The sequence below is a fragment of the Flavobacterium sp. PL02 genome, from assembly GCF_035013205.1.
GTDB lineage: Bacteria > Bacteroidota > Bacteroidia > Flavobacteriales > Flavobacteriaceae > Flavobacterium.
Map to the genome: position 1 here is coordinate 1,378,107 of NZ_JAYGJP010000001.1, position 26,442 is coordinate 1,404,548.

Genomic DNA, 26,442 nt, shown 5'->3' on the forward strand with positions numbered 1-26,442 from the left:
CGACAAATGGAAAATCACAAAACAACATCGACTCAGAAGAAAGTTCTAGAAGGAATGGATAAAGTTTACGAAAAGCTAATTGAATTTAAAAAGAAAACAAACAGCGATTTAGTAGTAATGAAGGATGGTAAAATAGTCAGAATAAAACCTAATACATTGTAATTTTTTTTTGAAAATAAATTTTAAGCCCATTTCTATGGGCTTTTTTTATGCAGATATTTAAACAAAAGTAAAGATGAAATTTCTGACGGAGCCAGTAATGCGGTGCTTCATCTGCGATACTTTTATAATAAACGGTTCCATGTAAGGAATTTCTAATAAATATCAAGGATTTAAACCAATAGCCTAAACAAACGGTTCTGTCGCATCTGGGAATAACTTTTATCTTTAGAATTTTAAACCTATCAAAAAATGAATACTAAAGGGGATTGTTATCCAAAATACATAATCCTTTAGATAGTATATTTCAAATTAAGATTTACACTTAGGTATCGTGATGTTGAGGAAATAATGAAAATTAGAGGAGTGCTTGTGGATCATGCTACGATTCAGCGTTGGGTTTATAAGTTTACACCTTTGCTTGAGTCAGCGATGAAGAAGAGAAAAGGTAGCGTGGGAGGGAGCTGGAGATTAGATGAGACCTATATCAAAGTAAATGGTATTTGGTGTTATTTATATAGAGCAGTAGATAAATTAGGCAATACAGTACACTTTCTTTTGACCAGAAAAAGACAGAGAATAAGCGCGCGGTCTTTTCTAATTAAGGCAATTAGTAACAACTGCAGATAAGAGTAATAAACATTGATAAAAGCGGTTCTAATACTGCAGCGATCAAAGTATATAACAAACGTTCGTTCTCAAAGATTAAAATCCGACAGTGAAATTAATTTCAATCATACTATTTCAGATAGAATATATTTGTGCCTTTCCACATCATATTTCTTCTTAAACATTTTAAAACTTTTTGTGGTGTATTTTTCTTTTGGACTGCTTAAATGTACTAATGTTAATTAATCTTATTTATTCCTTTAAAATCTAGGTTTATAGGCGGTTTGGATGTCCCGTAGAGGAACAGGATAAATTTCTATAAAAATTATGGAAGATTTGAAGAGATTGGCTTACTACAGGTAGGAGCTGTCTCTACATGTCTTCAATATTTTGGTTTGGATGTCCTCTTGGGGATTGATGTAAAAAAATATACTATTTCTCAAATTATTTCAAGAAAATGTTACATGATGATTTATTTAAACTAAAAATAGACAGTCTTAACTTTTGTCGCAAGAATATAGTAGCTCCAAAATTATATGATCTATGATATTGCAGTAATGCTTATAATAATAATTTGAAGATCATGAAAAAACGATAGATTGTAATAGTTTAATTTTCATGTTTTTAAATTAAAAGTAACAATTTTATTTTCTGATTCAAACTTTGTTTTTATTGGAAAATTAGTATTAAATTTACTATTGCCTCAATAAACGAATCTTTTTAGACTTGTAATTTAAAATGATTATAATATTTAAGCAACAAAATTAAATTTAAGCATTTAGAATATTTTTTATTTTTTGAATTGATATTTCCTGTATCTGGTTACATATATTATAGATTCTTTAAACGATTAATTAAATAATAAATTTCCAAATTATGCAAAAATCACTTTTAATTTTTATCACTTTTCTATTTTTAACAAGCTGTAAAAAAGAAAGCTCTACTCAAAATGAATTAAGTCCTAAAGAAGCAAAAGCTCTTGCAAAAGAAGCATACATTTATGGTTATCCGATGCTGATGGGGTATAGATCTACGTACTACTCAACTGTAGATAAAAAAAGTCCTGCCTATCGAAGTGATTTTAATATTATAACACACGACAGACGACCTGCAGATGATACCCGAAAAGATGTGGTTTCAATGAATGCAGACACTCCTTATTCTTTATTTGCAATGGATTTACGCACAGAACCCATTGTTCTGTCTGTTCCTGCCGTAAAAGGCAGATATTATGTTTTCCAATTTATTGATCTCTTTACCCACAATTTTGCTTACGTAGGCACCAGGACTACAGGTACAGAAGCAGGAGATTATTTATTTGTCGGACCAGATTATAAAGGAGAAATACCAAATGGAAAGTTTAAAAAGATTTTTCATGTAGAGAGTCAGCTTGCAATTGGAATTGGAAGAACCCAATTATTTAGTAGCAAAGATTTATCGAATGTTACTCAAATTCAGGATAAATATAAAGTTACTTCAATGAGTAAATTTTTAGGTACTGCATCACCAGCAAAAGCTCCTGAAATTAAATGGGTTTCTGTTAATCCAAAAGATTTTGAAGATTTAAATTTTATTAAGTATTTAAATGTCTATTTAAACTTAGTTAAACCATTCAATAAAGAAGATGCAGACGAGATAGCAAGATTTGAAAAAATAGGAATTAAGCCGGGAGCCGATTTGGATACCTCGCAGTTTAGTGAGGAGATTAGAAAGGCTATTAATGAAGGTGTCGAGGAAGGAATTACAGCTATTAAAGAAAAAGCAGCCCATATTAGTGAGCAGAAAAATGGCTGGAATATGATGGATCCTTTTGGAGACCGAGCATTTTATAAAAAAGACAGACTTCTGCGTGCCGCAGCAGTTATGGTTGGAATCTACGGAAATGATAAGATTGAAGCTTTTTATCCTGTTGCTTACATTGATAAAGAAGGACAGACATTGAACGGAAAAACAAGCAAGTATAAAATTCATTTTTCTAAAGATGAGATTCCGCCTGCAAAATATTTTTGGTCTATAACCATGTATGATAAAAGTGCGGATGGCACAGGAGGATATTTGATTAAAAATCCTATTAAAAGATTTCTTATCAGTTCTACTTCTGAAGGACTAAATTACGATAAAGATGGAGGACTGACAATCTACATTCAAAATCAGAAACCAGACAAATCGAAAGAGTCAAATTGGCTTCCTTCACCAGCAGAAGAGTTTTATTTAATGGCTAGAATTTATGGCCCCAAAGAAGCAGCTTTGAACGGTAAATGGTCACCGCCAGCAGTTGAGAAAGTAGAATAAGTTTCTAAGTATTAATTCAAAAAAAATAATTATGAAAAAGAAAATACTAGTATTCATTTTGGTTGTAATAACTTTCGTTGGTTGTAAAAAAGTAAATAAAGCCGAAGAAATAAGTTCATCAAATCAGGATTCGGCTAAGGTTGATCTCAAAGAAATTAGAGAAATAACAAAGGAAGCATACATATATGGATTTCCTTTAGTAGATAACACCAGAATACAATATGCTTATTTTGTAGACAAACAAAATCCTGAATATAAAGCACCATGGAATACCATTCGTAATATTCCTCGTGTTTTTACATCGGAAGATAAAGCTGTTCAAACTCCAAACTCGGATACTCCTTATTCTTGGATTGGCTTAGATTTAAGAAGTGAGCCAGTTGTTTTTATTATACCTCCGATTGAAAAGAGCAGATATTGGAGTTTGCAGTTAATTGATTTATATACATATAACTTTGCTTATTTAGGAAGCCGAGCAACTGGAAATGGAGGAGGTGCTTTTATGCTTACTGGACCTCACTGGAAAGGAGATATGCCAAAAGGAATTACCAAGGTAATTCAATGTGAAACAGATATTGCATTGGGAATAATCCGTACCCAGTTATTCAACGCCGGCGATTTAAAAAATGTAGAAAAAATACAGAAAAATTATGTTATAAAAACACTTTCTGCCTATTTGGGTAAACCAGCACCACCAAAAGCAAAACCACTTGATTTTGTGAAGCCTCTTACTCCGGAGGAGCAAAAAAAATCATTAGAATTCTTTAATAATTTAAATTTTGCCTTGCAGTTTTGTCCGATACATCCTTCTGAAAAAGATTTAAGAGCTCGATTTGCTAAAATTGGGATTCAGGAAGGAAAAGTTTTTAATCCCGCAAGTTTGAGTCCTGAAGTTAAAAATGCTATGGATGAGGGAATAAAAGATGCTTGGGCAGAAATGGCTGATTTGAAGAAAAAAGTAGTGACTGGTGAAGTTTCTTCAGGAGATGGTTTTGGGACAAGAGAATTTCTAAAGAATAATTATCTTTTTAGAATGAGCGGTGCTTTTCTAGGAATATATGGAAATTCAAAAGAGGAAGCAATTTATCCGACCTATTACGTTGATGCAAAAGGTGAAAAACTGAATGGTAAAAATCGCTATATTTTGAAATTTCCTCCTGGACAGCTTCCACCTGCCAATTCTTTTTGGTCGATTACCATGTACGATCAGCCAGCAAGTCTTCTTGTAGCAAATTCACTTAATCGTTATTTGCTCAATTCAACGATGCTGGGACAATTTAAAAAAGATGCTGACGGCAGTTTAACTTTTTTCTTTCAATCTGATTCACCCGGGAAAGATAAAGAGTCGAATTGGCTTCCTTCACCAAAAGGCGATTTCGCTTTAATAATGCGATTATATTGGCCAAAAGAAGCTGCTTTAAACGGAACGTGGAAACAGCCTCAACTAGTTAAGATTTAATGTTTTTTTATTTTAAATCATTGTGTAAGTTATTGTGAATCAGATTCTATTTGTGCTTCTCTTAATATGAAATTTTATTAAATAGCAAATAAATTTAGAACCGAATTTAGGTGGTCATTTTATTTTAGCATATAAAGGTCAATAAAAATAATTTTTCCAATTTTCTAATTAAGATCTCATTATTTGGCTTTGAACAGCAGTTGAAAGTAATTTAGGAGAATATAAAACTTAATTTCTGGCGTACATTCTCGCTGTTCGAGTCCTGTTAGGCTATTATAAGCTAAGTTTTAAATTTACCTTATTTTTCATGTAAATACCTGTATGTTCTACACTTTGTTTCTTTGTTTAGTGTGATTCTAGAAAAAAGATAATAAAAAGTAAAAACAAGTAAAAGTCACTTATTTAATAGGGTATATAAAAAATGGCGCCAATTGTCTTCAATTGACGCCATTTGGCTGTGGTGACCTCTACGAGACAAATTTCTATAAAATTTATGGAAGATTTGAAGAGATTGGCTTTATGAATTTGGTTTGGATGTCCTGATGGGGATTGATGGATAATTCATGTATTTATTTTGATATGAGTTATAAATATTCGAGTTAGGAACTATCAAGAATTAATAAATTACATTCATTTACCTCTAAAGATAACATTACTATCGAATTTCGTTTTTTCAAACAAAGGATACACTTTATGATGCAAAGAAACGGGAGTAAATTCAATAAAATAAGTCAGCAGTTCTTTTGTTGTTGGGTAATTAGGAGTTTTTGATTTTAACTTTCCGTTAGAATTGTTCCAATCACGAATAAACTTTTTTAAAGCAAGATTCACCTTTTCTTCCCCAATATAATTTTGAAGTGCATACATAGCCAATATTCCTTTTGCAAAAGCGGCTCTATTTTTTCTTTGGAATATTTTTTTCATCACCATTAAAGCAGAATATTGGGCAAGGGTTCTCAAAATCATATTTTTTCCCTGAACATTAGCCGCTTGGAGCTGCATTCCCCACCATTGGTGTGCTAATTCATGGGCAATTCTATAGAGAATAATATCGATAATGATTGGTGGTCAATATTAAGCATAAATTCATTGGATTCAGAAAATGGTATTGCCCCGGAGAAAGACTCTGCTTGTTCAATGTAATTAGGAGTTTCTATGATAAGCATATTCCTATGTTGATAAGAGCCAAAATTCGTGGAAAAATAATCAAAAGTTAATTTGACAGCTTGGGTCATTCTGTGCACGTTATATTGATGTCCTTTTTGATAATAGATTTCTAAATCTACCGGAGTTGCCAAACGATCATTTTTAGGAAACCATTTGCTCTTGGAAACTTCATAATCTGCCGATATTATCGCATACTGATTTACTTTTGGTTTATCCGTTTTATAATGAAAACAGGAACGATTACCTAATGTCCAGTCCTTTAGTAAAGTGCCGCAAGAAATGGCTTTTTGACTTTTGTCTGTCCCAATAGTAACTTCAAAATTGAGTAAATCAGCATTACCTCCAGTACCTGCATAAGTTAATTCCGTTTTATCATTTCTTTTGGCCATTTCTTTTGCAGGTGTCAATTCAAATTCTGTCCTAATTCTTGTATTATCAAGCTCATATTCTTTGCTGTAGCCCAGAGTTGGTAACGCTTTATTTGTCAAGTATGTTCCGTTTTGAAGGACACTGTTATTAGAATCATTTTCTTTGAAACCTTTAGCTGTATAAGTCTGCTTAAATTTCATTTTAATAGCCTCACCTGCCTGGACAATGGTGTTATTTGTATAGAGCAGTTGATAGATCTGGTAATACAGTTGATTTCTTATTAACTAAGAGAAGGCAGATGATGAGTGCTCAGTTTTTTCTAATTAAAGCAATTAGTAACAACTGCATACCAAGAGTAATAAACATCGATAAAAGCGGTTCTAATACTGCAGCGATCAAAGTGTATAACAAGGCTTCGTTCTCAAAGATTATAATCCGGCAGTGTAAATATCTCAACAATATTGTAGAACAGGACCATCGTTTTATAAAGTGGAGGATTTTAAATGGTTTAGCTTTTTAAAATTTTGAATCTGCAAAGAGAACTTTAAGCGGTATTGAGATTGTTCATATGCTTAGAAAGAATCAGATGGTTAATCCTGAGAAAACTATATTTAAATTCTTTTGTAAATTGGCAGGCTAACTTTTAAATTACTTAAATTCTTATATTTGATTCTGACAGATGCGACAGAACCCAATAATTACGAACCGTGCTCTCGGACAGTTCCAGTTTTTTTGCAAATTCTACTACTGAAACGTGTGTCTTAAGTTTTTGTAGCAAATTAGAGGGTGACTTCACTTCGCAAACGCATTGTTAATCAAGCATTCTTTTTTTTTCTTCTTACAAAAAGTAATAAATATATGATTGAAAATTAAAGACATAGAGTTTTTTTTGTAACTTGGTATGAATTAGATTTAATTTTAACAAACAGATACTTATGAAATTATTCAAAATTTTTTTAGTTGAAGATGATCCCTTTTTTGGAGAAACTTTAAAGTATCACCTTAAGTTAAATCCTGATTTTGAAGTTTTTTTATTTAAAACAGGAAAAGAATGTTTGGATAATTTATTTCAGAACCCCAATATAATTTGTTTGGATTTTGGATTGCCAGATATAACAGGTGATTTACTTCTTAAAAAAATTCAACAAACAAATAATCAAATTCCCATTATCATTATAAGTGGTCAGGAAGAAATTGAAGTAGCCGTTGATTTTTTAAAATCGGGTGCAAAAGATTACATTGTGAAAAGCAATCACACAAAAGAGTTGCTTTGGAATTCAATTATTAAAATCAGGGAAAATTTAAACCTTATAAATGAAGTAGAAGAACTAAAGGAAAAACTCGAGCAAAAGTTTAGTTTTGAAAATACTATAATAGGGCAAAGTGAAGGAATAAAAGTTGTTTTTAATAAAATAAATAAATCTTTAAGTACTAATATAAATGTTTCTATAACGGGAGAGACAGGAACTGGTAAAGAGATTGTTGCAAAGGCAATTCATTACAATTCTGAGAGAAAAAACAAACCCTTTGTAGCATTAAATATGGCTGCTATTCCAAAAGAATTGGTCGAAAGCGAGTTTTTTGGACATGAAAAAGGAGCCTTTACCGGGGCAGATCAAAAAACGATTGGGAAATTTGAGCAAGCCGATGGCGGAACTATTTTTCTTGACGAAATAGCTGAGCTAGATTTAAATCTTCAAAGTAAATTACTACGAGTGCTTCAAGAACGCGAAGTGACAAGACTTGGTGGAAAGGCAGTCATTAAGTTTAATGCCAGATTAATTATTGCGACTCATAAAGATTTAAAAGAGGAGGTTAAAAAAGGAGCATTTAGAGAAGATCTGTATTATAGAATTATCGGTTTGCCAATAGAATTACCACCTTTAAGAGAGAGAGGTAACGATATTTTACTTTTGTCAAAACATTTTATTGATTTGTTTGTTAAAGAAAATAAATTGAAAACGATTACTATTACCAAAGAAGCTAAAGAAAAACTCCTTAAACATAAATTTCCAGGAAATATAAGAGAACTTAAATCTATAATAGATCTTGCTTGCGTTATGTGTGAGAGCAATGAAATTTATGTAGAAGATTTAACTTTTGACACAATAAATGATACCGATTTTTTCTTGTCTGAAGATAAGACATTAAAAGAGTTTACTTCTGAAATTATACTGCATTACTTAAAAAAGAATAATGATGATGTATTAAAAACTGCCAAACAATTAGACATCGGAAAATCTACGATTTATAATTTAATTCAAGCAGGTCAAACTAAAAAAAAAGATTTAAATGAAAGTAGCCACAGTTTTATTTGAAAGCAATTCTTTTGTAAGAGAATTAAATAATGATAATTTGGATTTTACTGATTCCGACTTAGTTTTAGGTTTTGGATCAAGAGATTTAGTTTCTGATGATACAATTTTTAATCAGTTGAAAAATAAATTTCCATCTTCACAATTAATATTATGTTCTTCGGCTGGGGAGATTTATGATAATGAAGTTCTTGATGATACAATAGCTCTTACTGCAATTAAATTTTCTTCAACAGTAATTAAAACTTATGAAGTAGATATAACAGATTTTAAAAATAGTTTTGAAGCAGGTTCTTCCTTGATTGAGAAATTTGTTCAGGAGGATTTAAAATTAGTTCTGGTACTCTCTGATGGAGGAAAAGTAAATGGGAGTGAGTTGGTAAATGGTATGAATGCCGTAAAAAAGGAAAAAGTATTAATAGTGGGTGGTCTTGCTGGTGATGCTGCAAAATTTGAAAAGACTGTTGTAGGATTGAATGCCCGACCAACTCAAGGTAAAATTATTGCTATTGGTTTTTATGGCCAGAAGTTATTGGTATCTCATGGCTCTTTGGGTGGCTGGGAAAGTTTTGGATTAGAAAGGATAGTTACAAAATCGAAAAGCAATGTTCTATATGAAATTGATGGTAAAAACGTATTAGATCTTTATAAAAGTTATTTAGGAAAATATGCGGATGAATTACCAGGTTCGGCACTACTTTTTCCGCTATCTATTAAGATTGAAGAAGTAGACGAACCCATTGTTAGAACTATTTTATCGATAGATGAAACCAATCAAACCATGACTTTTGCAGGAGATGTTCCCGAGGGGAGTAAAGTGCGTTTTATGAAGGCAAACTTTGACAGACTAATTGATGCTGCAAGTGACGCCGCGTCTTCTTGCTTAGAAGTAAATAGTTTTAGCCCAAAACTGGCTCTCTTAATAAGTTGCGTAGGAAGAAAATTAATTCTGGGAACCCGTATTGATGAAGAAGTTGAAGCTGTTTCTGATATTTTTGGAGGCGATACTATTCTTTCAGGGTTTTATTCCTATGGAGAAATTTCGCCATTAAAACCTTTTGGAGAATGCATACTTCATAACCAAACAATGACTATTACTTGTATAAATGAAATAGAGTAGTTATGGATATTCATAAGCTTTTGCAAAGACAAATTAATAAAAATATAAGTGATGATCTTAAAAATCATCCGGATTTTCAGTCTTTTATAAAAACGGTCAACGACTCGTATCTATCATTTGAAAGAGATAAAGATTTAATGGATCATTCTTTTAAAGTAAGTGAAAATGAATACAATGAAGTAAATCAGAGTTTAAAGAAAGAATATGAATTAAAACAAAAGTCTATTTTAAAGTTATATGAAAGCCTAACAGAATTGGATGAAGGGTATCGATTAATAAATGAAAGTGAAAAAAATGATCTACTTTTTATTTCAAAATATTTAAGTGAACAAATAACTAAAAGAAAAGAGACTGAAAAGAAATTATTTGAGACTGCCCAATTTTTAAAAATATTATTAGAAAGCTTACAATCGGGGATCTTAGTTGTAGATCATAATGATACTATATTATTTGTTAATCAGTATTTATGCGATATGCGCAATATCAATGCTCTGCCAGAGGAAATGATAGGAAAAAAACCAGCGGAATATTTAAATGATGCCCAGTCATTATTTAAAGATAGTGAAGCCTATAGAAATAGGATTAATGAAATTTTATCCAATAAAGAAATTGTAACTGGTGAAATACTTGAAACATTAGATAATCGTTTTTTTGAAAGAGACTACATACCAATTATGGTCAATAATGACTGTATTGGACACCTTTGGAAATCAACAGATGTAACCCAAAGAATTAGGAGTAAAAATTTACTAAAGCAAAGTGAAGAGCGTAATCGTATTATAATGAACTCCTCACTTAATGCTATAGTAACAATAGATGGTACTGGAAAAATAACTTTTTGGAACAATCAGGCCGAAATTATTTTTGGATGGAAAAAAGAAGAAGTTTTAGGTAAAACATTAAACGAAACCATAATTCCCAAACGTCATAAAGATAGTCATTCACAAGGGCTTAAGCATTATGAAGCAACAGGTAAGGGGCCTATTTTGAATAAACAAATAGAACTACCTGCAATAAATAATAGTGGACATGAATTTCCCGTAGAAATTTCTATTATACCTCTGGAGCAAAATGGAGAAGTATTTTTTTGCTCCTTTATGCAAGATATCTCAGAGCGAAAAAAAACAGAAACTAAACTAAAAGTTCAAGAAGAGAAATATCGCAACATTATTGCTAATATGAACTTAGGTCTCATAGAAGTTGATACTAATGAAATAATTCAATATGCCAATCAAAGTTTTGCTACTATCTCAGGATTTGAAGTTGAGGAACTTATTGGTTTGAATCCTTCAAAAACATTTGTCCTCGGTAAGAATATTGAAATGATGAATAGTAAAAATAAATTACGGGAAAAGGGTTTGTCAGATGTTTATCAAATGCCAGTAAAAAATAAAAGAGGAGAATTAAGATGGTGGGCCATCGGTGGAGCTCCCAATTATGATGATAAAGGTAAATTGGTTGGGTCAATAGGAATTCACTTAGATATTACTGAGCAAAAACAAATGGAGATTGAACTTGAAAAGCAAAAAATCAAAGCAGAACAAGCCTCTAAAGCAAAGGAAGCTTTTTTAGCCAATATGAGTCATGAAATAAGGACACCACTAAATGGTATAATTGGTTTTTTAAGAGAATTAGAGAGGCAACAATTAACTGATTTACAAAAAAAATACGTCGAGAATAGTACAGTAGCTTCAAAACATTTGCTATCGATTATAAATAATATATTGGATATTTCTAAAATAGAAGCAGGAGAGATGTCCCTTGAAGTAGAAGATTTTATTCTTGAGAATACAATTGCTAACGTCGTTAATGTACTCGAACCACTGGCAAAGAAAAAAGGACTAAAATTGATTTCGCAGATTTCTAAAGATGTTCATGGGGTCTTAAAAGGAGATATTTTAAGACTAGAGCAAGTATTATTTAATCTAATAGGAAACTCCTTGAAGTTTACTAATAAAGGTAAAATATATTTGAAATGCGAAGTATTAAAAGACACTAAAGCTTTTCAAAGACTACAGATTTCAGTTGTAGATACAGGAATAGGAATGGAACAAAGCTACGCTGAGAATATTTTTAATAAATTTTCGCAAGAAGACAAAGCAATTACCCGCAAATTTGGTGGTACAGGATTGGGTATGACCATTACTAAAGAACTAATCCTTCTTATGAAGGGCAAAATTAATGTACAAAGCGAAAAAGGTTTAGGAACTACCGTGAGCTTTATAATCGATTTAGAGAAGGGTAATATTAATAATATTAAAAAGATTCAAAATGAAATTAATGTAGACATTTCAGGCATAAATGTTTTATTAGTAGAGGATAATATTATTAATAGAATGGTTGCTATTAATTCATTAAACTATTTTAATTGTGTTGTTACCGAAGCAACCAATGGTATTGAGGCGATTGAAATTTTAAAAAATAAAAGTTTTGATATTATATTAATGGATGTGCAAATGCCCGAAATGGACGGTATTGAAACAACAGTAAAGATTAGAGAAGAATTACAATTGCAAACTCCTATTATAGCCCTTACGGCAAATGCTTTTAAAAGTGAGGTTGATAAGTGTAAAAATGCAGGCATGGATGATTATATCACTAAACCTTTTGAAGAGTTTGATTTAATAGAAACAATTTCAAGATTTACAAATAAACAATCAGATGCAACAAATAAACCTTGCAAAGAAAATAATGAAAAACTCTACAATTTAAAGTCATTAGATAGTATTAGTAGAGGCAACTCTGAGTTTATTACAAAAATGATAATGATTTTTATAGATCAAATAAAAGAAGTTATTCCAAACGCAGAAACAGCTCTTGCTTCGGGCGAATTTTTAGCAATGAGCAAACTCATACATAAGATTAAACCAAGTATTGAAGGGATGGGAATAACTAGTATTGCAGATAAAATCAAAACTTTGGAAAAGATCACTAAAGAAGGTAAAGACAAAGAAAAGATTAGCAACCTATTCTCTCAAATAAAAATGGTGTTGCTTACTGTGATAGAACAACTACAAGAAGAAATTTAAAGTTAATTTCTCTATTCCTTGGAATTATTTCCAAAAAATGGAAATAATTGCTTAAAAATAAAAACACAAACCCTTTGTTTTCAGTATTTTGAGGTTTTGGCTTGACTATAGCGTATATGTTATCAATATAAAAGTAGGATAACATGGAAACTAAAACTCAATTTAAATTCTTTATAGTAGATGATGATTTTTTTTGTGCCAATTTGTACAATCAATATCTCACCAACATGGACTATAATGACGTAACACTCTTTGCTAATGGTATTGATTGTATTGATAACCTGCATCTAAAACCGGATATTATTTTTTTAGACCATAATATGGAAGATATTACGGGATTTGAGGTATTGAAAAAAATTAAACGATACAATCCCAATATATATGTAGTTATGGTTTCGGGACAGGAAAATATCAAAACTGCGGTTGATGCTTTAAAATTTGGTGCTTTTGATTATGTGATAAAGGGAAATGATGTTAATGAAAAAATGACTGCGATTATTACTAAAATAATTGCAGTCAAAGAGCAATTAAAAAAAGTATGTCCAGGTTTAATTAAACGTTTGTTATCCATTTTTTAATCAAACATACCTACTATGAAAAGTTTACTTACATTTTTTTTAATAACGTTACTTTTTTGTTGCTGTAAAACTCAAAACTTACTAGTAAGTGATACAAAAGTAAATGATAATGAATCTTTTTTAAGCGATCCCAATTATCAATATAAAATACGAAAAGACGATAAAATATCAATCTCAGTATGGGGAGAGGATAATTTAAGCGTAGGTTCAGTTTACGGAATTTACAATTCAAACGAGGTCTACGGAAAATGGTTAATGGTAGATACAAATGGTACTATCGAAATACCAAAAATAGGCGCAATGACAGTTGTTGATAAAACTGTTCCAGAGTTAAAAGAGATGATTAAAAGTGAGCTTAAAAAATGGTTAATCAATCCTATAGTAGATATTAAAGTACTCAACAAGGAGATTATCGTTTTAGGAGAGGTAAGAAACCCAAATACAGTTGCGATAGATAAGGATCATGTTAGTCTTTTGGAAATGATTAGTAAAACGGGGGGATTTGAATTTTATGCCAATTTAAAATCAATTAAAATTTTAAGGCAAGAAGGAGAAAACGTAAGAGTTACTAATATCGATCTTACTCTTGGCAATAATATTGCAAGTATCAATATACAATTGCATCCAGGCGATATTGTTATTGTTCCATCCAAAAAGAATAAAGAGTTTGATAAGCGCGTAGCCACTATAATTCCATTGACTACAACAATAAGCGCTGCTGCAATAATAATGGGAGTATTATAAATTAAAATCCTATGAACGAAAATGTACGAATACTAAAACCTCTTTTTAGAGGATTGCCAATTATAATCTTAGCAATGCTAATTTTGATACTTGCTGCAAAAAAGTACCTTAATTACGTAACTCCAATGTACGAGAGTACAGCCAAGTTAAAACTAGCTGATGTACAGGAGGGAGTTCCTAGTGCCAATCTTTTTAAAGATTTTGATGTTTTTGCTTCGGCAAATAAAATAGCTACAGAAATAGAAGTTCTAAAATCAAACCTGTTAATAGGAAAAGCAATTGATGAGCTACCATTTAATAAAGAAATATATCGAAAAGGTAATGTACGATCTGTAGAGTTATTTAGGAACTCTCCAATCGTAATAGATGGTACTTTTAACTCTGAAAAGGCACTAGATAAAAGATATGGTTTAGACATTATCTCAAATAAAGAATTTGTATTCTATTATCCGGATTCAGAAAATGGTATACCTGGTTACTTTGGAAAATCTCTTTCAATTAATGGAGGTATTCTTTTAATTCATCTTAATGACCCCTTTATAAAATCAAAGAAAGACTTAAAAATTATAGACTCTTATGAATTTGAGTTTTTAAGTAAACAAAAATTAATGGATAAGATTAATAAGAATCTTGATATCGTAGCTGTTGATAAAGATGTACCTGTTATACGCATAAATCTTAAAAGCAATGTACCTGAAAAGGCTGCCTTATTTGTAAATAAATTGGCAGAAGTTTATGTAAAAGATTATATCGAAAGTAAATTTAGAGCAGCAGACACCACTGTCGATTTTTTAAAAAAAGAGATCAACACTTCTAATAAGAATCTTTCTGCTTCAGAAAATAATATCCAAAATTTTAGGGACAAAGAGCATATTATCAATATACCTCAGGAAACCGAGACAGATTTAAGAAAAATTGCCCAGCTGAAAATAGAAAAAGTTAACTTAAAAATGAATCTTGATGCAATAAAGGATCTAAATAAGTATATCGCTAATGCAAAAGGAAATTACTTAGATTTAGCTCCAAATTTTGAGGCTTTCACTGATTTGCTTTCTACAGAGATGATTAAGAACATGAAAAGTTTGCAAGCTGAAAAAAAAGACTTATTACTGACGTATACTCCTGAGAACGAAAAAGTAAAAGTAATAGATGCTAAATTAAAAGACTTGACAGATTATCAGATAGAAAGTATAAGAAACACAGAAAATAACTTACAAACAAAATATTCAGAACTTTCAAACGAAATTAAAGAGTCAGAAAAAGTTTTTATAGGCCTTCCTGAAAAAGAAAAAAAATTAACGATTTTAAACAGAGATTTTAACTTATATGAAAAAAACTATAATTTTCTTAATGAAAAAAGAATTGATGCAGAAATAGCAAAATCAGCTAAAATTGCTTTTCATAAAGTTATTAGTCCTGCCGAAATTTCGACTACACCCGTTTCAACAATACGTTCTATAATAATTATAGTTGCTGCTATAATGGGAATGTTTGGATCTATAGTATTAATATATATCGTTCATTTTGCAAAAGCAAAAGTTAATGACGTATATACTATCGAAAAAAACAGTAGTATCCCGGTGGCAATTGCAACCCCATATATCAAAGTAAATGCCCAAATTGAGGATCATTTTTTAAAAGAGGCATTACAAATAGAGTTAAAAGGGCTCGTTCAGGAAAAAGGAATTATAACAATTAGTTCTTATGATAATACAAGAGCACATTTGTTTCATTCTAAAAATCTTATCAAGGCTTTCTGTTCTCAAGGACGAAAGGTGTTGGTTGTTGATACTACTGGGGAGTTTCTGAATCAAATAGATCACAATAGCTATATCAACTTTTCGGACTCTAAATATTTAAGCGTAATCCAATCTGTTTTTAAAAATGAAATTGAACAAAAAATGGCAAGCCATGAGTTATGTATTATTCACAACCAAGCTATAAATAAAGGACGACTTGCATTATTGTTTATGAGTCTAGCATCTCAAAATTTTGTTGTCTTAGATAGTCGAAAAACTGCCGAAAAAACAATAATAGCCATTGAATTATTACAAGAAGAATATCATTTGCCTAATATGTGGTTTATCCTTAATAAATCAGGTTATAATCCCAGTATTTTTTCTTGTGTAAAAAAGGGGTATAGAAAATATTTAAATAAATAAGCTAAATGTACACACTAAGAACATTACTAGTCAAAGATTCTTTTTTAGTTCTCATAGATCAAGTAATTACTAGTGGTACAAATTTTTGTTTAACATTAGTAATAGCCCAAAAATTAGACATAAAAAGTTTTGGTTTATACTCTTCGGTTTTATTGATTGCATATCTTTTATTAAGTGTCAATAATGCCTTAATTATTCAGCCATTTCAAGTTACTATTGCAAAAACAGAAAATAAAGAGCAATATATTACCACCTTATTTTTCGGGATACTTTTTTTATTGATTCTCCCTTTACTAATAATAACGGGTATGTTTCATTTTCTTGAAGATCGAATTTTGTATCAAATAAGTCCAAGTACTGTTATTTGTTTTACAATAGGGTTTTTGATTAATGATTTTTTTAGAAAATTACTTTTAGGAGTATCCAAAATAAAAAGAGTATTGGTTATGGATATGCTATTCTTAATTCTGGCTTTTTTATTTTTAGTACTAAAGAAGTTAGACTTATCGGAGGTTTTATTAATCTTTGGAATCATTAATTTAATTTCAACAATCCCAGGGTTTTTATTTATGATAAAGAATTATCAAAAGCCTGTTTCCTGGAGGATATTTTTTGAAGCTCATTTAAAACAAGGTAAATGGCTATTAAGTGTAGCTGTATTACAATGGTGCTCTAGTAATTTTTTTATTCTTATTTCAGGGATTTATCTTGGTATTGAAGCATTGGGCGCTTTAAGATTGGTACAATCATTTTTTGGAATCATAAATATTGGTTTACAGACAATAGAAAATTATTTTCTTCCTAAAATAGCCATGATATATGATAAAAACAGTATCACTGCAAAAAAATATTTGTTAAGATTAACTATAGCAGGTGCCTTTGGATTTGGCATATTAACAATATTATTTTTCATTTTTTCTGATCAAATTATAGTATTGGCAGGAGGCCTAAAGTATGAACATTATGGTTATGTAATAAAAATGGTAGCCGTTCTTTATTTTTTTATTTTTTTAGGTTATCCGATACGAATTATGATTAGGGTATTGATGCTCAATAAAGTTTTCTTTACAGGTTATTTACTTTCATTTTTTATCTCGCTGGCTAGTTTTCATTTTCTATTAAAATATTCGGGTCTGTATGGTGCTGTTACAGGATTAATTATAAATCAAATCATAATGATTTTGTATTGGCAATATCAGTTAAACAAAAAGCAATTTCAATTATGGAAATAATTCACTTAATTCTCGGAAAAGCAAACCCTCAAAGGATGAACGGAGTTAATAAAGTAGTTCATCAATTGGCAACAAAACAACATCTTTATGGTGAAAAAGTTGCTGTTTGGGGGATTACAGACAATCTTGAAATAAACTTTGACGAAAGGAGCTTTGAAACACGATTGTTTAAAAAAATGGATTTTCCTTTTTCCTTTTCAAAAGAACTTAAACGGGCAATAATTGATAAAAAGGACAATGCAATTTTTCATCTTCATGGAGGTTGGATTCCGGTATATTATTCGTTGACAAAATTATTTTTTAGATATAATATAAAATTTGTCCTTACTCCCCACGGAGCTTATAATGTTATTGCTATGAAAAAGAATACTATTTTGAAGAAGGTATATTTTTATTTTTTTGAAAAAAGAGTACTTCATTTAGCTCAAAAAATTCATTGTATTGGTAAAAGCGAGGTACACGGTTTAAAAAGAATTTTTAATACTAATAAATTTATTTTGCTACCCTATGGCTTTGAAAATAACTTGCCAATAGCGTTAAAGACAATTACCGATGAAAACATAGTTTTTGGGTTTATAGGCAGATTAGATATTTACACCAAAGGCTTGGATACTTTAGTAAAAGCGTTTAAAAAGTTTCATGCTAAAGAGCCTTCTTCAATGTTATGGATCATTGGAGATAGTAAGGAAAGAAACACGCTGCAACGGCTTATTTCCAGATATTTATTAGATAGTAGCGTTATTCTTTACGGAAGCAAATTTGGTATGGAAAAAGATGCATTATTACAGAAAATGGATGTCTTTGTTCATCCCTCAAGAAATGAAGGGTTACCACTTTCGGTGATCGAAGCAGCTAGTTACGGAAAACCTTGCATCGTAACAGATGCAACTAATATTGGTTATGAAGTTGTAAAATACAATTCGGGCAAAACAATTTACAGTCAAAGTAGTAAAAAATTAGAAGGAGCTATGAGTGAAATTTTTGCAGACTATATAAATCAGGATAAATTTATTGTGATGCAGCGCAATGCTATTAAAATGGTAAAAGAAAATTACAATTGGAATGTACTACTCTTACAATTCAATACAGATTTATATCAAATATGATGGAAAAGCAAATCATTAACCACGAGCCTTTTTTAAAAACAATAAATAATTATATGTTTATTGTTTTACTACTTATGATAGCCTGTTTTTTTACATGGAGTGAAAATGTAAATATTACAAGAGCTATAAAAGTTGTTGGGCGCATGGGACTTATGCTTTCTTCAATAGCTATATATTACAAAATAATTCGGTATGGTGCAGTACATACATTAAGTTATAAAAACATTTTTTCACCCTTATTTTACTTTGGTTATTTAGCATTGGGATTTTTATCCTTTATGTGGAGTACAAATCCAGGTTTTAGTGCTTTACAGTGGTTTATGACTTTTCAAAGCCTTGTTTTTGCCTTTTTTTTTATTAAAAGTATAAAAACATTAGATGCCTTTTTTGAAGGGCATACAATTCGACTTTATCATCTTTTAGGCAATTCCGTATTTGTTTTACAAACCATATTTGTTGTGGGAATGTGGATCGATCCTGATACTTTTTTCAGGCTTACCAATGGAGGAGAAGAAGCCAGATTGGGAGGCGTAATGATGAATCCAAACGAGCTAGGAATGCTCGCAGGAGTGGGTGTTGCCTGCCTTATTTTTGATTTGTACAGAAAAAAAAGTAAAGTATGGACAATACTAAAAATACTTGTAATATTTTATGCTTTATTCATGACAGGCTCAAGATCTTCGTTAATAGGAGTACTTTTAATTATTTTTTTTCATATCAATCAAACTAAAAAGAAAGGATTAAAACTAGCTATAATAGCCGGAGTGCTCATGGTAGTTCCTTTTGCAATAAATCAAATTATCTTAAAAGGAGGTGATGAAAAGCGTCTGGAAGAAATACTAACCCTAACAGGGCGATTGCCTTTTTGGCAAGCATTAATAACCGAAGGCTTGCCAAGAGAACCATTACTAGGTTTTGGTTATATGAGGATCGATTATAAAGAGTTTTTTCAAAGTGTTCATACTTACCCTGGTAAGATGACGCATAATACTTTTATGCAGGTATTAATGAACTTAGGATTTGTTGGTCTATGCATAGCCATCTTTCAATTATTTTTTACTTTCCGGGCATTCATCTACGAGGATAAAGAAAATCGTCTGATGCTCATCGGAATCCTTATTCCTGTTTTAATAAATTCATTTACCGAGTTTGGAATTTTTGGCGAAAGCAATTATGGAATTTTATTTTATCAGATGATCATTTTTTCCGTTTGCTTTAAAACAAACAAGCATTTTACTTCAGAACAGAAAATTTATTTAAGGAAAAGAAGACCTGATCTTGTTACATAATTGATTTCCAAAAATATATATATATTCCAAAATATGGAAATTCCAAAATGATTTAAAACTTGTAACGTATTGATTTTAATGATTTTACATTTTAGGCACGGTTTTCCAAATAGATTGATTAATAAACTTTCTTATTATGGAAAATATATTTAGTAAAATCGGATACACTATTTCTAATCAAAAAAATAGTGAACAGGATATCGTTCAGAATGTTCTATTTATCAAAAATCTAAACGGGAGTATCAGATGGATTTGGAACGCAGAGAACAGCAAACCTCTTTTCTTGAAGTTTTATAACGTTGGAGGCATTCGGGCTAAGACCTTTACTTTGGCAGTTAAACTAATTTTTGTCTTGAGAGTACAAAAGATAGTTTTCAATAAAAAGAAATACTATTTTAAAAAAGAAGAAAATTCATTTTTTGATTGCCAGGAAAATTGGGCATTATTTACAGGCACCATGGGTTCTAATAATAAAGCTATTTTATATGCCGATGCATCATTCTTTAAAATAGCAACTACTGTTAAGGCTAAGAGATTAATTAAATCAGAGCATAAAATCTTATCGAATATCACTTTTGATTTTTTTAAAATCCCCAAATCAAAACAAATTTCAGAAAATGTAGTTCAATTTTCAGATATAACTTGTGGAGGGACACGTACTAATAAAATTGAAATTGCACATCTGAAAGCATTAACAGAAATGAATTTTAGAGGACATAATTTAATACAAATTAAAGATTGGGAATTATTTAAAGATTTAAAATTTGATTTTATTATGACCAATGATAGCAGACTTCCTATAAACATGATGAGAAAAATCAGCATGCTTTTAAACGAAATATCTGAAGATGATTATATTAATGTCTCGCTTTCTCACGGCGATTTTACATCATGGAATATGTTTGAGAGTGAAGAAAAAATTTCATTGTATGATTGGGAGCTATTTGCTTTTGACAGATCTACAGGATTTGATTATTTCCACTTTATTATACAACAAGGAATTTTGATAGATAAAAAATCCTGGAAAGAGATTTATATCGATATAAAAGAGCAATGTAGAGGAGAATCTGCCAGCTTTTTATTTGATTATGATCTGGAGATACTTCATAAATATTTAAAATATTATCTTCTTATAAACTGTATTAACTACCTAAAAATATATGCAGCACAAGATAAATGGCATATACAAGTTGATTGGTTATTGCAAGTTTGGAATGATGCTTTAAATAGTTTTGTCATAAAAGCAAAAACCGCCAGAGAACTTATAATCATGGATATTTTTGATGCATTGCAAAATCAAAAATATGCAACAATTAAATTTCATGATGGTTACCCTGAGCAACTTAGTGTTAATTCGGATATTGATATCTTAATAAATAAAGATCTATCTGCGTCAATTTTAAAGCTGATTAAAAGCCATTCATTAGTTGCCAAAGTTTCTCAAAACAAAAAGTCATTTATGAATTCATTACAGTTAGTAATGATTGATGGGACGATTTTAGCTATTGATTTAATTTGGGAATTTAAAAGAAAAAATATCATTTTTTTGGATGCTAAGAAAGCTTTGAAACATGCTTATGTTAACAATTTTGGAGTAAAAAGTTTATCCTTCAAGGATACTCAAAAATACATAAGTGCCTTTTATATTCTGAACAATGTAGCAATTCCTAGAAAATATAAATTGTATATCAAAGAAGAGAAGCATCAAGTAGTAAAAAAGACTACTAATAATAGTTTACAAAGCATTACTTCTCCAAAAACAGATTTGTTAAAACAGCTTTGGGAAAAAAGAGAAAACAAAGGAATCTACTATTTTAGAAATTCATTCTACTATTTGTATGATACGGTTTTTAGAAGTTTCTCCAGAGGATATATAATAACTTTTAGTGGTGTTGATGGAGCTGGAAAATCTACTATAATCGAAAACGTAAAAATTATGATAGAAAAACAACTAAGAAAACCAGTAGTTGTTTTGCGCCATCGCCCTTCGGTATTGCCAATTATTAGTACTCTTTTTAGAGGAAAAAAGGCTCAGGGAAGTTTTGAAAACACGCTTCCTCATTCAGGAACTAATAAAAGTTTAGTATCATCTTTAATTCGGTTTATGTATTATTATGTTGATTATTTTCTTGGTCAGTTTATTATTTTTATCAAATATACTATCAGAGGATATGTTGTAATCTATGATCGTTACTATTTTGATTTTATAGAAGATAGTAAAAGAAGCAATCTTATTTTGTCAAAAAAAATAGCATTATTAGGCTATAAGTTGTTGCTCAAACCTAAATTCAATTTTTTTCTTTTTGCAGATTCTGGAACAATTCTTAGTCGAAAAAAAGAGCTAGATGAGAACGTTATAAATGAACTAACTACAAACTATCAGAACCTTTTTAGTAAACTGGATAAAAGAAGTAACACAGCAGTTTACAAAACAATTGAAAACAAAGAAATTAATCAGACGCTGCATATTGTTTTACAAACTTTAATTAATAGATAATATGAAAGCTCTTTTACAAAAACTAATACAATTTCGTAACCCTGCTTTTAAGTTTGATGAGAGTTTAGATTCATTAGCGTTATTACAATTTTTTTGGATACAAGGCATCGCTATTATAAGAGGTTTATTTGTTTTTATTTATTTCAAAAAGGCAAAAGGACTTATGCTTGGCAGAGCAGTTACTTTTTTTAATCCTTCAAAAATTCATTGGGGCAAGTTTTTACGATTAGGTAATCATGTAGCAATTTCGGCCTTGGGCAAAAATGGTATTTGGTTTGGAAATAATGTAAGCATAGGAGCTTTTAGCCGAATAATTATTTCGACTTCATTAAATAATTTAGGCGATAGGATTATAATAGGTAATAATGTAGGGATTGGAGAATTTGCTTATCTAGGAGGAGCTGGCGGTCTTGAAATTGGAGATGATTGTATAGTGGGGCAGTATTTAAGTTGTCATCCTGAGAATCATAATTATGAGCAGTATGATATTTTAATAAGACATCAGGGAGTAACCAGAAAAGGAATAAAAATAGGTAAAAATTGCTGGATTGGAAGCAAAGTAACCATTTTGGATGGCGTAGAAATAGGCGAAGGTTGTGTAATAGCTGCGGGAAGTGTAGTTACTAAATCGTTTCCTAAAGATTGTATCATTGGAGGGGTACCTTCTAAACTTTTAAAAACGAGATTATGAGCACTAAAATCATTTTGGCTAGTTGTTATGCCGTAAATCCATATAAAGGATCTGAAGACGGAATGGGATGGAATTTTATAAGACAGATTGCTCGTTTTAATAAAGTAATAGCTGTTACCAGAGAAAATAATAAAGAAGCAATTGAATCGTACATGCTGCAAAATCCTGATGCTATTTATAACAATGTAACTTTTATATATTTTGATCTTCCGTACTGGATGAGATTTTGGAAAAAAGGAAGTCGTGGTGCCATGCTGTATTATTATATGTGGCAAAAAGGAATCGTTAATCATATAAAAAGAAAGAAACTCAATTTTGATATTGTTCACAATGTTAACTTTCATAATGACTGGACGCCAAGTTTTTTATGGAAACTAGAAAAACCTATGGTTTGGGGACCTGTAGGGCATCATCCACTTATTCCAAGTGTTTATTTAAAACCCTATTCATTTAAATATATTATTAAAGATCGCCTTACCTGGCTTATAAAAAATTTATTTTGGAACTACTCTTCAGGTCTTAAAAAGACTATAAAAAATGCAAGCCATATATGGTGTATGAACACAGGTGTGGTAGAAAAACTTAATCTTAGTGGAAGCTCTTATTCGGTATTCCCATCAGTAGCTTCAGAAGATTTTAGCAAAGCCAATGCCATCATAAAAAATAGCTTCCATGTTATAAGTGCCGGACGCTTTGTACCTCTTAAAGGGTTTGACCTCACCATTCGTTCTTTTATTGCGTTTTTAAATTCTATTTCTCTGCCAGAACGTGCTAATTGTAAATTAACATTAGTTGGATCAGGTCCAGAAAAAGTTTTTTATGAAAAAATAATAGCAGAGAGTAATATGGGGGATAATGTTGAAATAATTGAATGGATAGAGCGCAAAGAACTGATGAAACTGTATGATAAAGCAACTGTTTTTATGTTTCCATCACATGAAGGGGCAGGAATGGTTGTGGCCGAAGCTTTATCGTATGGATTGCCTGTAATATGTCTTGATAATATTGGTCCGGGCCAATACATTACAGCAAAATGTGGTTTTGTAATTCCTCATTCAGATTATTCCTCAACGATTTTTAATCTGAAAGAAGCATTAAATAAATTGTATTTGAGTAATACATTACTTTTAGAAATGAGCACTAATGCCAGAAAACGCTATATAGAAAGATTTACATGGGAGAGTAGAGGAGAGCATTTAAATACAATTTATAATAATTTATAAGATGAGAGTTATTGCAATTCATTTATTAAACGATTACAGCGGAAGCCCTAAAGTACTTAAGCAGTTACTTGCAGGATGGGCAAAAAAAGGCGTCGACTTGCATTTATATACTTGCAGTGGGAGGGAAGGTTTTTTGTCAGGACTACCAGATGTAAAATACCATTTTTACTGGTATAAATTTATGAAGAATCCTTTACTGAGACTCCTTTTTCTTACAAGCAGTCAATTTTTGCTAGCCTTTAAACTGTTGTTTAGCTTAAAAAAGAATGATGTGGTGTATATAAATACCGTACTTCCTTTTGGAGCAGCCATTGCTGGAAAAATAAGAGGTAATAAAGTGATTTACCATGTGCATGAAACAAGTATGAAACCTCTAGTATTCAAGAAATTTCTTTTTGGAGTTTTAAATTTATTTGCTGATGAGGTTGTTTATGTTTCTAATTTTTTAGCCAATAAAGAACCCGTAAATATTAAAAAAAGAATCATATACAATGTTCTAGAAGAGGATTTTGTGAAATTGGCCTTGGCCAATAAAAACCAGGAAAAAGAAAAAAAGATTGTTTTAATGATCTGTTCATTAAAGGGGTATAAAGGAGTAAATGAATTTTTAGAATTAGCACAAACCAATCCAGGATATATTTTTAAATTGGTTGTGAATGCAACAATTATAGAAATTCAGCAATATTTTAATGCTATAAAACTTCCTGAAAATTTATTCATTTATCCCACACAAACCGATACACATTCCTTTTATAGCGAAGCAAGTGTTGTATTGAATTTATCAGATCCTAAACTTTGGGTCGAAACATTTGGTTTAACAATTCTTGAAGCCATGGCATACGGACTTCCTACCATAGTTCCTCCTGTAGGTGGTGTTACAGAACTTGTTATAGATGGTAAGAATGGCTATTTGATTGAAAGTAAAAGAATTGATAAAATATCTGATAATTTAAAAGAACTTCTTGAGAATAAAGTATTGTATAAATCGATGAGTAATAATGCTTTTGAAATGAGTAAGCTTTTTAGTTTGGAATATTTTGAAAAACAATCAGCTGAAATAATTTTCCAATACATGAAAGGTAAATCCAAAATATGGAAGTTTTTAAAAGCGAGTAAATCGTAAATACCTGATAATTAGGTAGATATATTTAAAGCATGGTTTTGGCAAAGCATATTACAAATACAATAAGCTATGAAAAATAAAAGAATCGCCATTATTGGCACAGTAGGTTTACCAGCAAAATATGGGGGATTTGAAACCCTTGCAGATCATCTAGTAACTAACTTATCAGACAAGTATGATTTTACTGTTTATTGTTCTAAAAAGAAATATACAAAAGAAGAACAGCTAGTTTGGTATAAAGGAGCAAAATTGCACTATATTCCTTTAGAAGCAAATGGGATTCAAAGTATTCCTTATGATTCTCTTTCTATACTTCATGCCTTAATGAAAAATGATGTTTTATTAATATTAGGAGTAGCAGGAGCTTGGTTAATACCATTTATTAGGCTTTTTACAAGTAAGAAAGTGATAATCTCTATAGATGGCATCGAGTGGAAGAGAGATAAATGGTCGTTATTGGCAAAACTATATTTATGGTGGTCTGAGATGATTGCTGTTAAATATTCGCATATCGACATTTCAGACAATGAATCTATACAAGATTATACAGCCATACGATATAAAACCTTAAGCCGTGTTATTGAGTATGGAGCTGACCATACAATGAAAGTTATTCCTATAAAAGATGATTTAAAAAAATATCCTTTTTTAAAAACGAAATATGCTGTAAAAGTTTGCAGAATAGAACCAGAGAACAATGTACACTTAGTATTAGAAGCATTTAGAATAAATAAAAAAATGGCTTTAGTTCTTGTGGGTAACTGGAATAATAGTGTTTATGGGCAAAAATTAAAAGAAAAATATAAAGATATAGCCAATATTCATTTATTTGATCCGATATACAATCAGCGGGAAATCGATTTGATAAGAGGAAACGCAACGTTATATATTCACGGACATTCTGCAGGAGGCACTAACCCTTCACTTGTAGAGGCAATGTATTTAAAGCTTCCTGTTCTTGCTTTTAAAGTTTCATATAATATTACAACTACAGAAGGTAAAGCAATCTATTTCTCATCTGTAGAAGATTTAGTTAAAGAATTGGGTACATTATCTCCCCTAAAATTAATAAGCCTAGCCAATGAAATGGTATTAATTGCTGAAAGAAGATATACTTGGAAAAACATTTCTAAGCTATATGAATTGTTAATAAAAGAAGCTCTTTCAATTAAAAGTAAAGTGGGGGTTACTTCTGAATTACAAAATCTGGATGCTTCTTTTTTGCAAGAATTTCAATTGTTACACATAAATAACAGTAATTTATTTTACGAAAACTAA

At 30.6% G+C, this 26,442-nt stretch carries 21 protein-coding genes; 19 read left to right on the plus strand and 2 right to left on the minus strand.

All coding sequences use genetic code 11. The annotated features are described in order from the left end of the window. Positions 1 to 6: 6 nt before the first annotated feature. The 4 genes from SHI72_RS05830 (at position 7) to SHI72_RS05840 (ending at position 4,519) form a co-directional block, all read left to right on the plus strand. Positions 7 to 162 carry a hypothetical protein gene (locus SHI72_RS05830; RefSeq protein WP_165572135.1) on the plus strand — a complete coding sequence of 52 codons (156 nt, stop codon included), beginning with the start codon at positions 7 to 9 and terminating at the stop codon, positions 160 to 162. Between the two features lie 294 nt (positions 163 to 456). Beyond that, complete coding sequence (locus tag SHI72_RS23590) at positions 457 to 789, plus strand: IS6 family transposase (RefSeq protein WP_416348467.1); 333 nt, start codon at positions 457 to 459, stop codon at positions 787 to 789. 855 nt (positions 790 to 1,644) lie between these two features. After that, positions 1,645 to 3,060 carry a DUF1254 domain-containing protein gene (locus SHI72_RS05835; protein WP_039115291.1) on the plus strand — a complete coding sequence of 472 codons (1,416 nt, stop codon included), beginning with the start codon at positions 1,645 to 1,647 and terminating at the stop codon, positions 3,058 to 3,060. Positions 3,061 to 3,091: 31 nt separating this feature from the next. Next, positions 3,092 to 4,519, plus strand: coding sequence for a DUF1254 domain-containing protein (locus tag SHI72_RS05840; RefSeq protein ID WP_039115293.1), 1,428 nt, complete (start codon positions 3,092 to 3,094; stop codon positions 4,517 to 4,519). A 630-nt stretch (positions 4,520 to 5,149) separates the two neighbouring features. Here the strand turns inward: SHI72_RS05840 and SHI72_RS05845 are convergent. Together SHI72_RS05845 and SHI72_RS05850 are read right to left on the minus strand one after the other, a co-directional pair. Beyond that, positions 5,150 to 5,521, minus strand: a complete 372-nt coding sequence (locus SHI72_RS05845; RefSeq protein ID WP_323489340.1) for a hypothetical protein — start codon at positions 5,519 to 5,521, stop codon at positions 5,150 to 5,152. A gap of 17 nt (positions 5,522 to 5,538) precedes the next feature. Next, positions 5,539 to 6,255 (minus strand): hypothetical protein, encoded by a 717-nt coding sequence (locus SHI72_RS05850; RefSeq protein WP_323489341.1) that lies wholly within the window; start codon positions 6,253 to 6,255, stop codon positions 5,539 to 5,541. Between the two features lie 14 nt (positions 6,256 to 6,269). On the opposite strand from SHI72_RS05850, the gene SHI72_RS23595 reads away from it, so the two are divergent. From SHI72_RS23595 to SHI72_RS05920, 15 genes are all read left to right on the plus strand, one after another. Continuing rightward, positions 6,270 to 6,575: a DDE-type integrase/transposase/recombinase gene (locus tag SHI72_RS23595; RefSeq protein WP_416348468.1), complete on the plus strand. Its 306-nt coding sequence runs from the start codon at positions 6,270 to 6,272 to the stop codon at positions 6,573 to 6,575. A gap of 415 nt (positions 6,576 to 6,990) precedes the next feature. Then, positions 6,991 to 8,373 (plus strand): sigma-54 dependent transcriptional regulator, encoded by a 1,383-nt coding sequence (locus SHI72_RS05855; protein WP_323489342.1) that lies wholly within the window; start codon positions 6,991 to 6,993, stop codon positions 8,371 to 8,373. Next, the gene (locus tag SHI72_RS05860; protein WP_039115298.1) at positions 8,348 to 9,490 is read left to right on the plus strand and encodes an FIST signal transduction protein; all 1,143 of its coding nucleotides are present in this window, start codon (positions 8,348 to 8,350) and stop codon (positions 9,488 to 9,490) included. Before SHI72_RS05855 ends, SHI72_RS05860 begins: the two co-directional genes overlap by 26 nt. Positions 9,491 to 9,492: 2 nt before the next feature. Next, a complete protein-coding gene (locus tag SHI72_RS05865; RefSeq protein WP_323489343.1) occupies positions 9,493 to 12,519 on the plus strand; it encodes a PAS domain S-box protein in 3,027 nt (1,008 codons plus the stop codon). 143 nt (positions 12,520 to 12,662) lie between these two features. Further along, the gene (locus SHI72_RS05870; protein WP_323489344.1) at positions 12,663 to 13,097 is read left to right on the plus strand and encodes a response regulator; all 435 of its coding nucleotides are present in this window, start codon (positions 12,663 to 12,665) and stop codon (positions 13,095 to 13,097) included. A 15-nt stretch (positions 13,098 to 13,112) separates the two neighbouring features. Beyond that, positions 13,113 to 13,841, plus strand: coding sequence for a polysaccharide biosynthesis/export family protein (locus tag SHI72_RS05875; protein ID WP_323489345.1), 729 nt, complete (start codon positions 13,113 to 13,115; stop codon positions 13,839 to 13,841). Positions 13,842 to 13,852: 11 nt separating this feature from the next. Continuing rightward, the gene (locus tag SHI72_RS05880; protein WP_323489346.1) at positions 13,853 to 16,003 is read left to right on the plus strand and encodes a GumC family protein; all 2,151 of its coding nucleotides are present in this window, start codon (positions 13,853 to 13,855) and stop codon (positions 16,001 to 16,003) included. 5 nt (positions 16,004 to 16,008) lie between these two features. After that, entirely contained in the window at positions 16,009 to 17,235 is a 1,227-nt protein-coding gene (locus SHI72_RS05885) for a hypothetical protein (RefSeq protein ID WP_323489347.1), read from the plus strand. Next, positions 17,226 to 18,341, plus strand: coding sequence for a glycosyltransferase family 4 protein (locus SHI72_RS05890; protein ID WP_323489348.1), 1,116 nt, complete (start codon positions 17,226 to 17,228; stop codon positions 18,339 to 18,341). Before SHI72_RS05885 ends, SHI72_RS05890 begins: the two co-directional genes overlap by 10 nt. Next, positions 18,338 to 19,630 (plus strand): O-antigen ligase family protein, encoded by a 1,293-nt coding sequence (locus SHI72_RS05895; RefSeq protein WP_323489349.1) that lies wholly within the window; start codon positions 18,338 to 18,340, stop codon positions 19,628 to 19,630. Before SHI72_RS05890 ends, SHI72_RS05895 begins: the two co-directional genes overlap by 4 nt. Before the next feature lie 136 nt (positions 19,631 to 19,766). Further along, positions 19,767 to 22,127 carry a hypothetical protein gene (locus SHI72_RS05900; protein WP_323489350.1) on the plus strand — a complete coding sequence of 787 codons (2,361 nt, stop codon included), beginning with the start codon at positions 19,767 to 19,769 and terminating at the stop codon, positions 22,125 to 22,127. A 1-nt stretch (position 22,128) separates the two neighbouring features. Then, positions 22,129 to 22,818: an acyltransferase gene (locus tag SHI72_RS05905; RefSeq protein ID WP_039120404.1), complete on the plus strand. Its 690-nt coding sequence runs from the start codon at positions 22,129 to 22,131 to the stop codon at positions 22,816 to 22,818. Further along, on the plus strand, positions 22,815 to 24,041 hold the full coding sequence (locus SHI72_RS05910; RefSeq protein ID WP_323489351.1) for a glycosyltransferase: 1,227 nt from the start codon (positions 22,815 to 22,817) through the stop codon (positions 24,039 to 24,041). Before SHI72_RS05905 ends, SHI72_RS05910 begins: the two co-directional genes overlap by 4 nt. A gap of 1 nt (position 24,042) precedes the next feature. Next, positions 24,043 to 25,164 carry a glycosyltransferase family 4 protein gene (locus tag SHI72_RS05915; RefSeq protein ID WP_323489352.1) on the plus strand — a complete coding sequence of 374 codons (1,122 nt, stop codon included), beginning with the start codon at positions 24,043 to 24,045 and terminating at the stop codon, positions 25,162 to 25,164. Between the two features lie 69 nt (positions 25,165 to 25,233). Continuing rightward, a complete protein-coding gene (locus SHI72_RS05920; protein ID WP_039115322.1) occupies positions 25,234 to 26,442 on the plus strand; it encodes a DUF1972 domain-containing protein in 1,209 nt (402 codons plus the stop codon).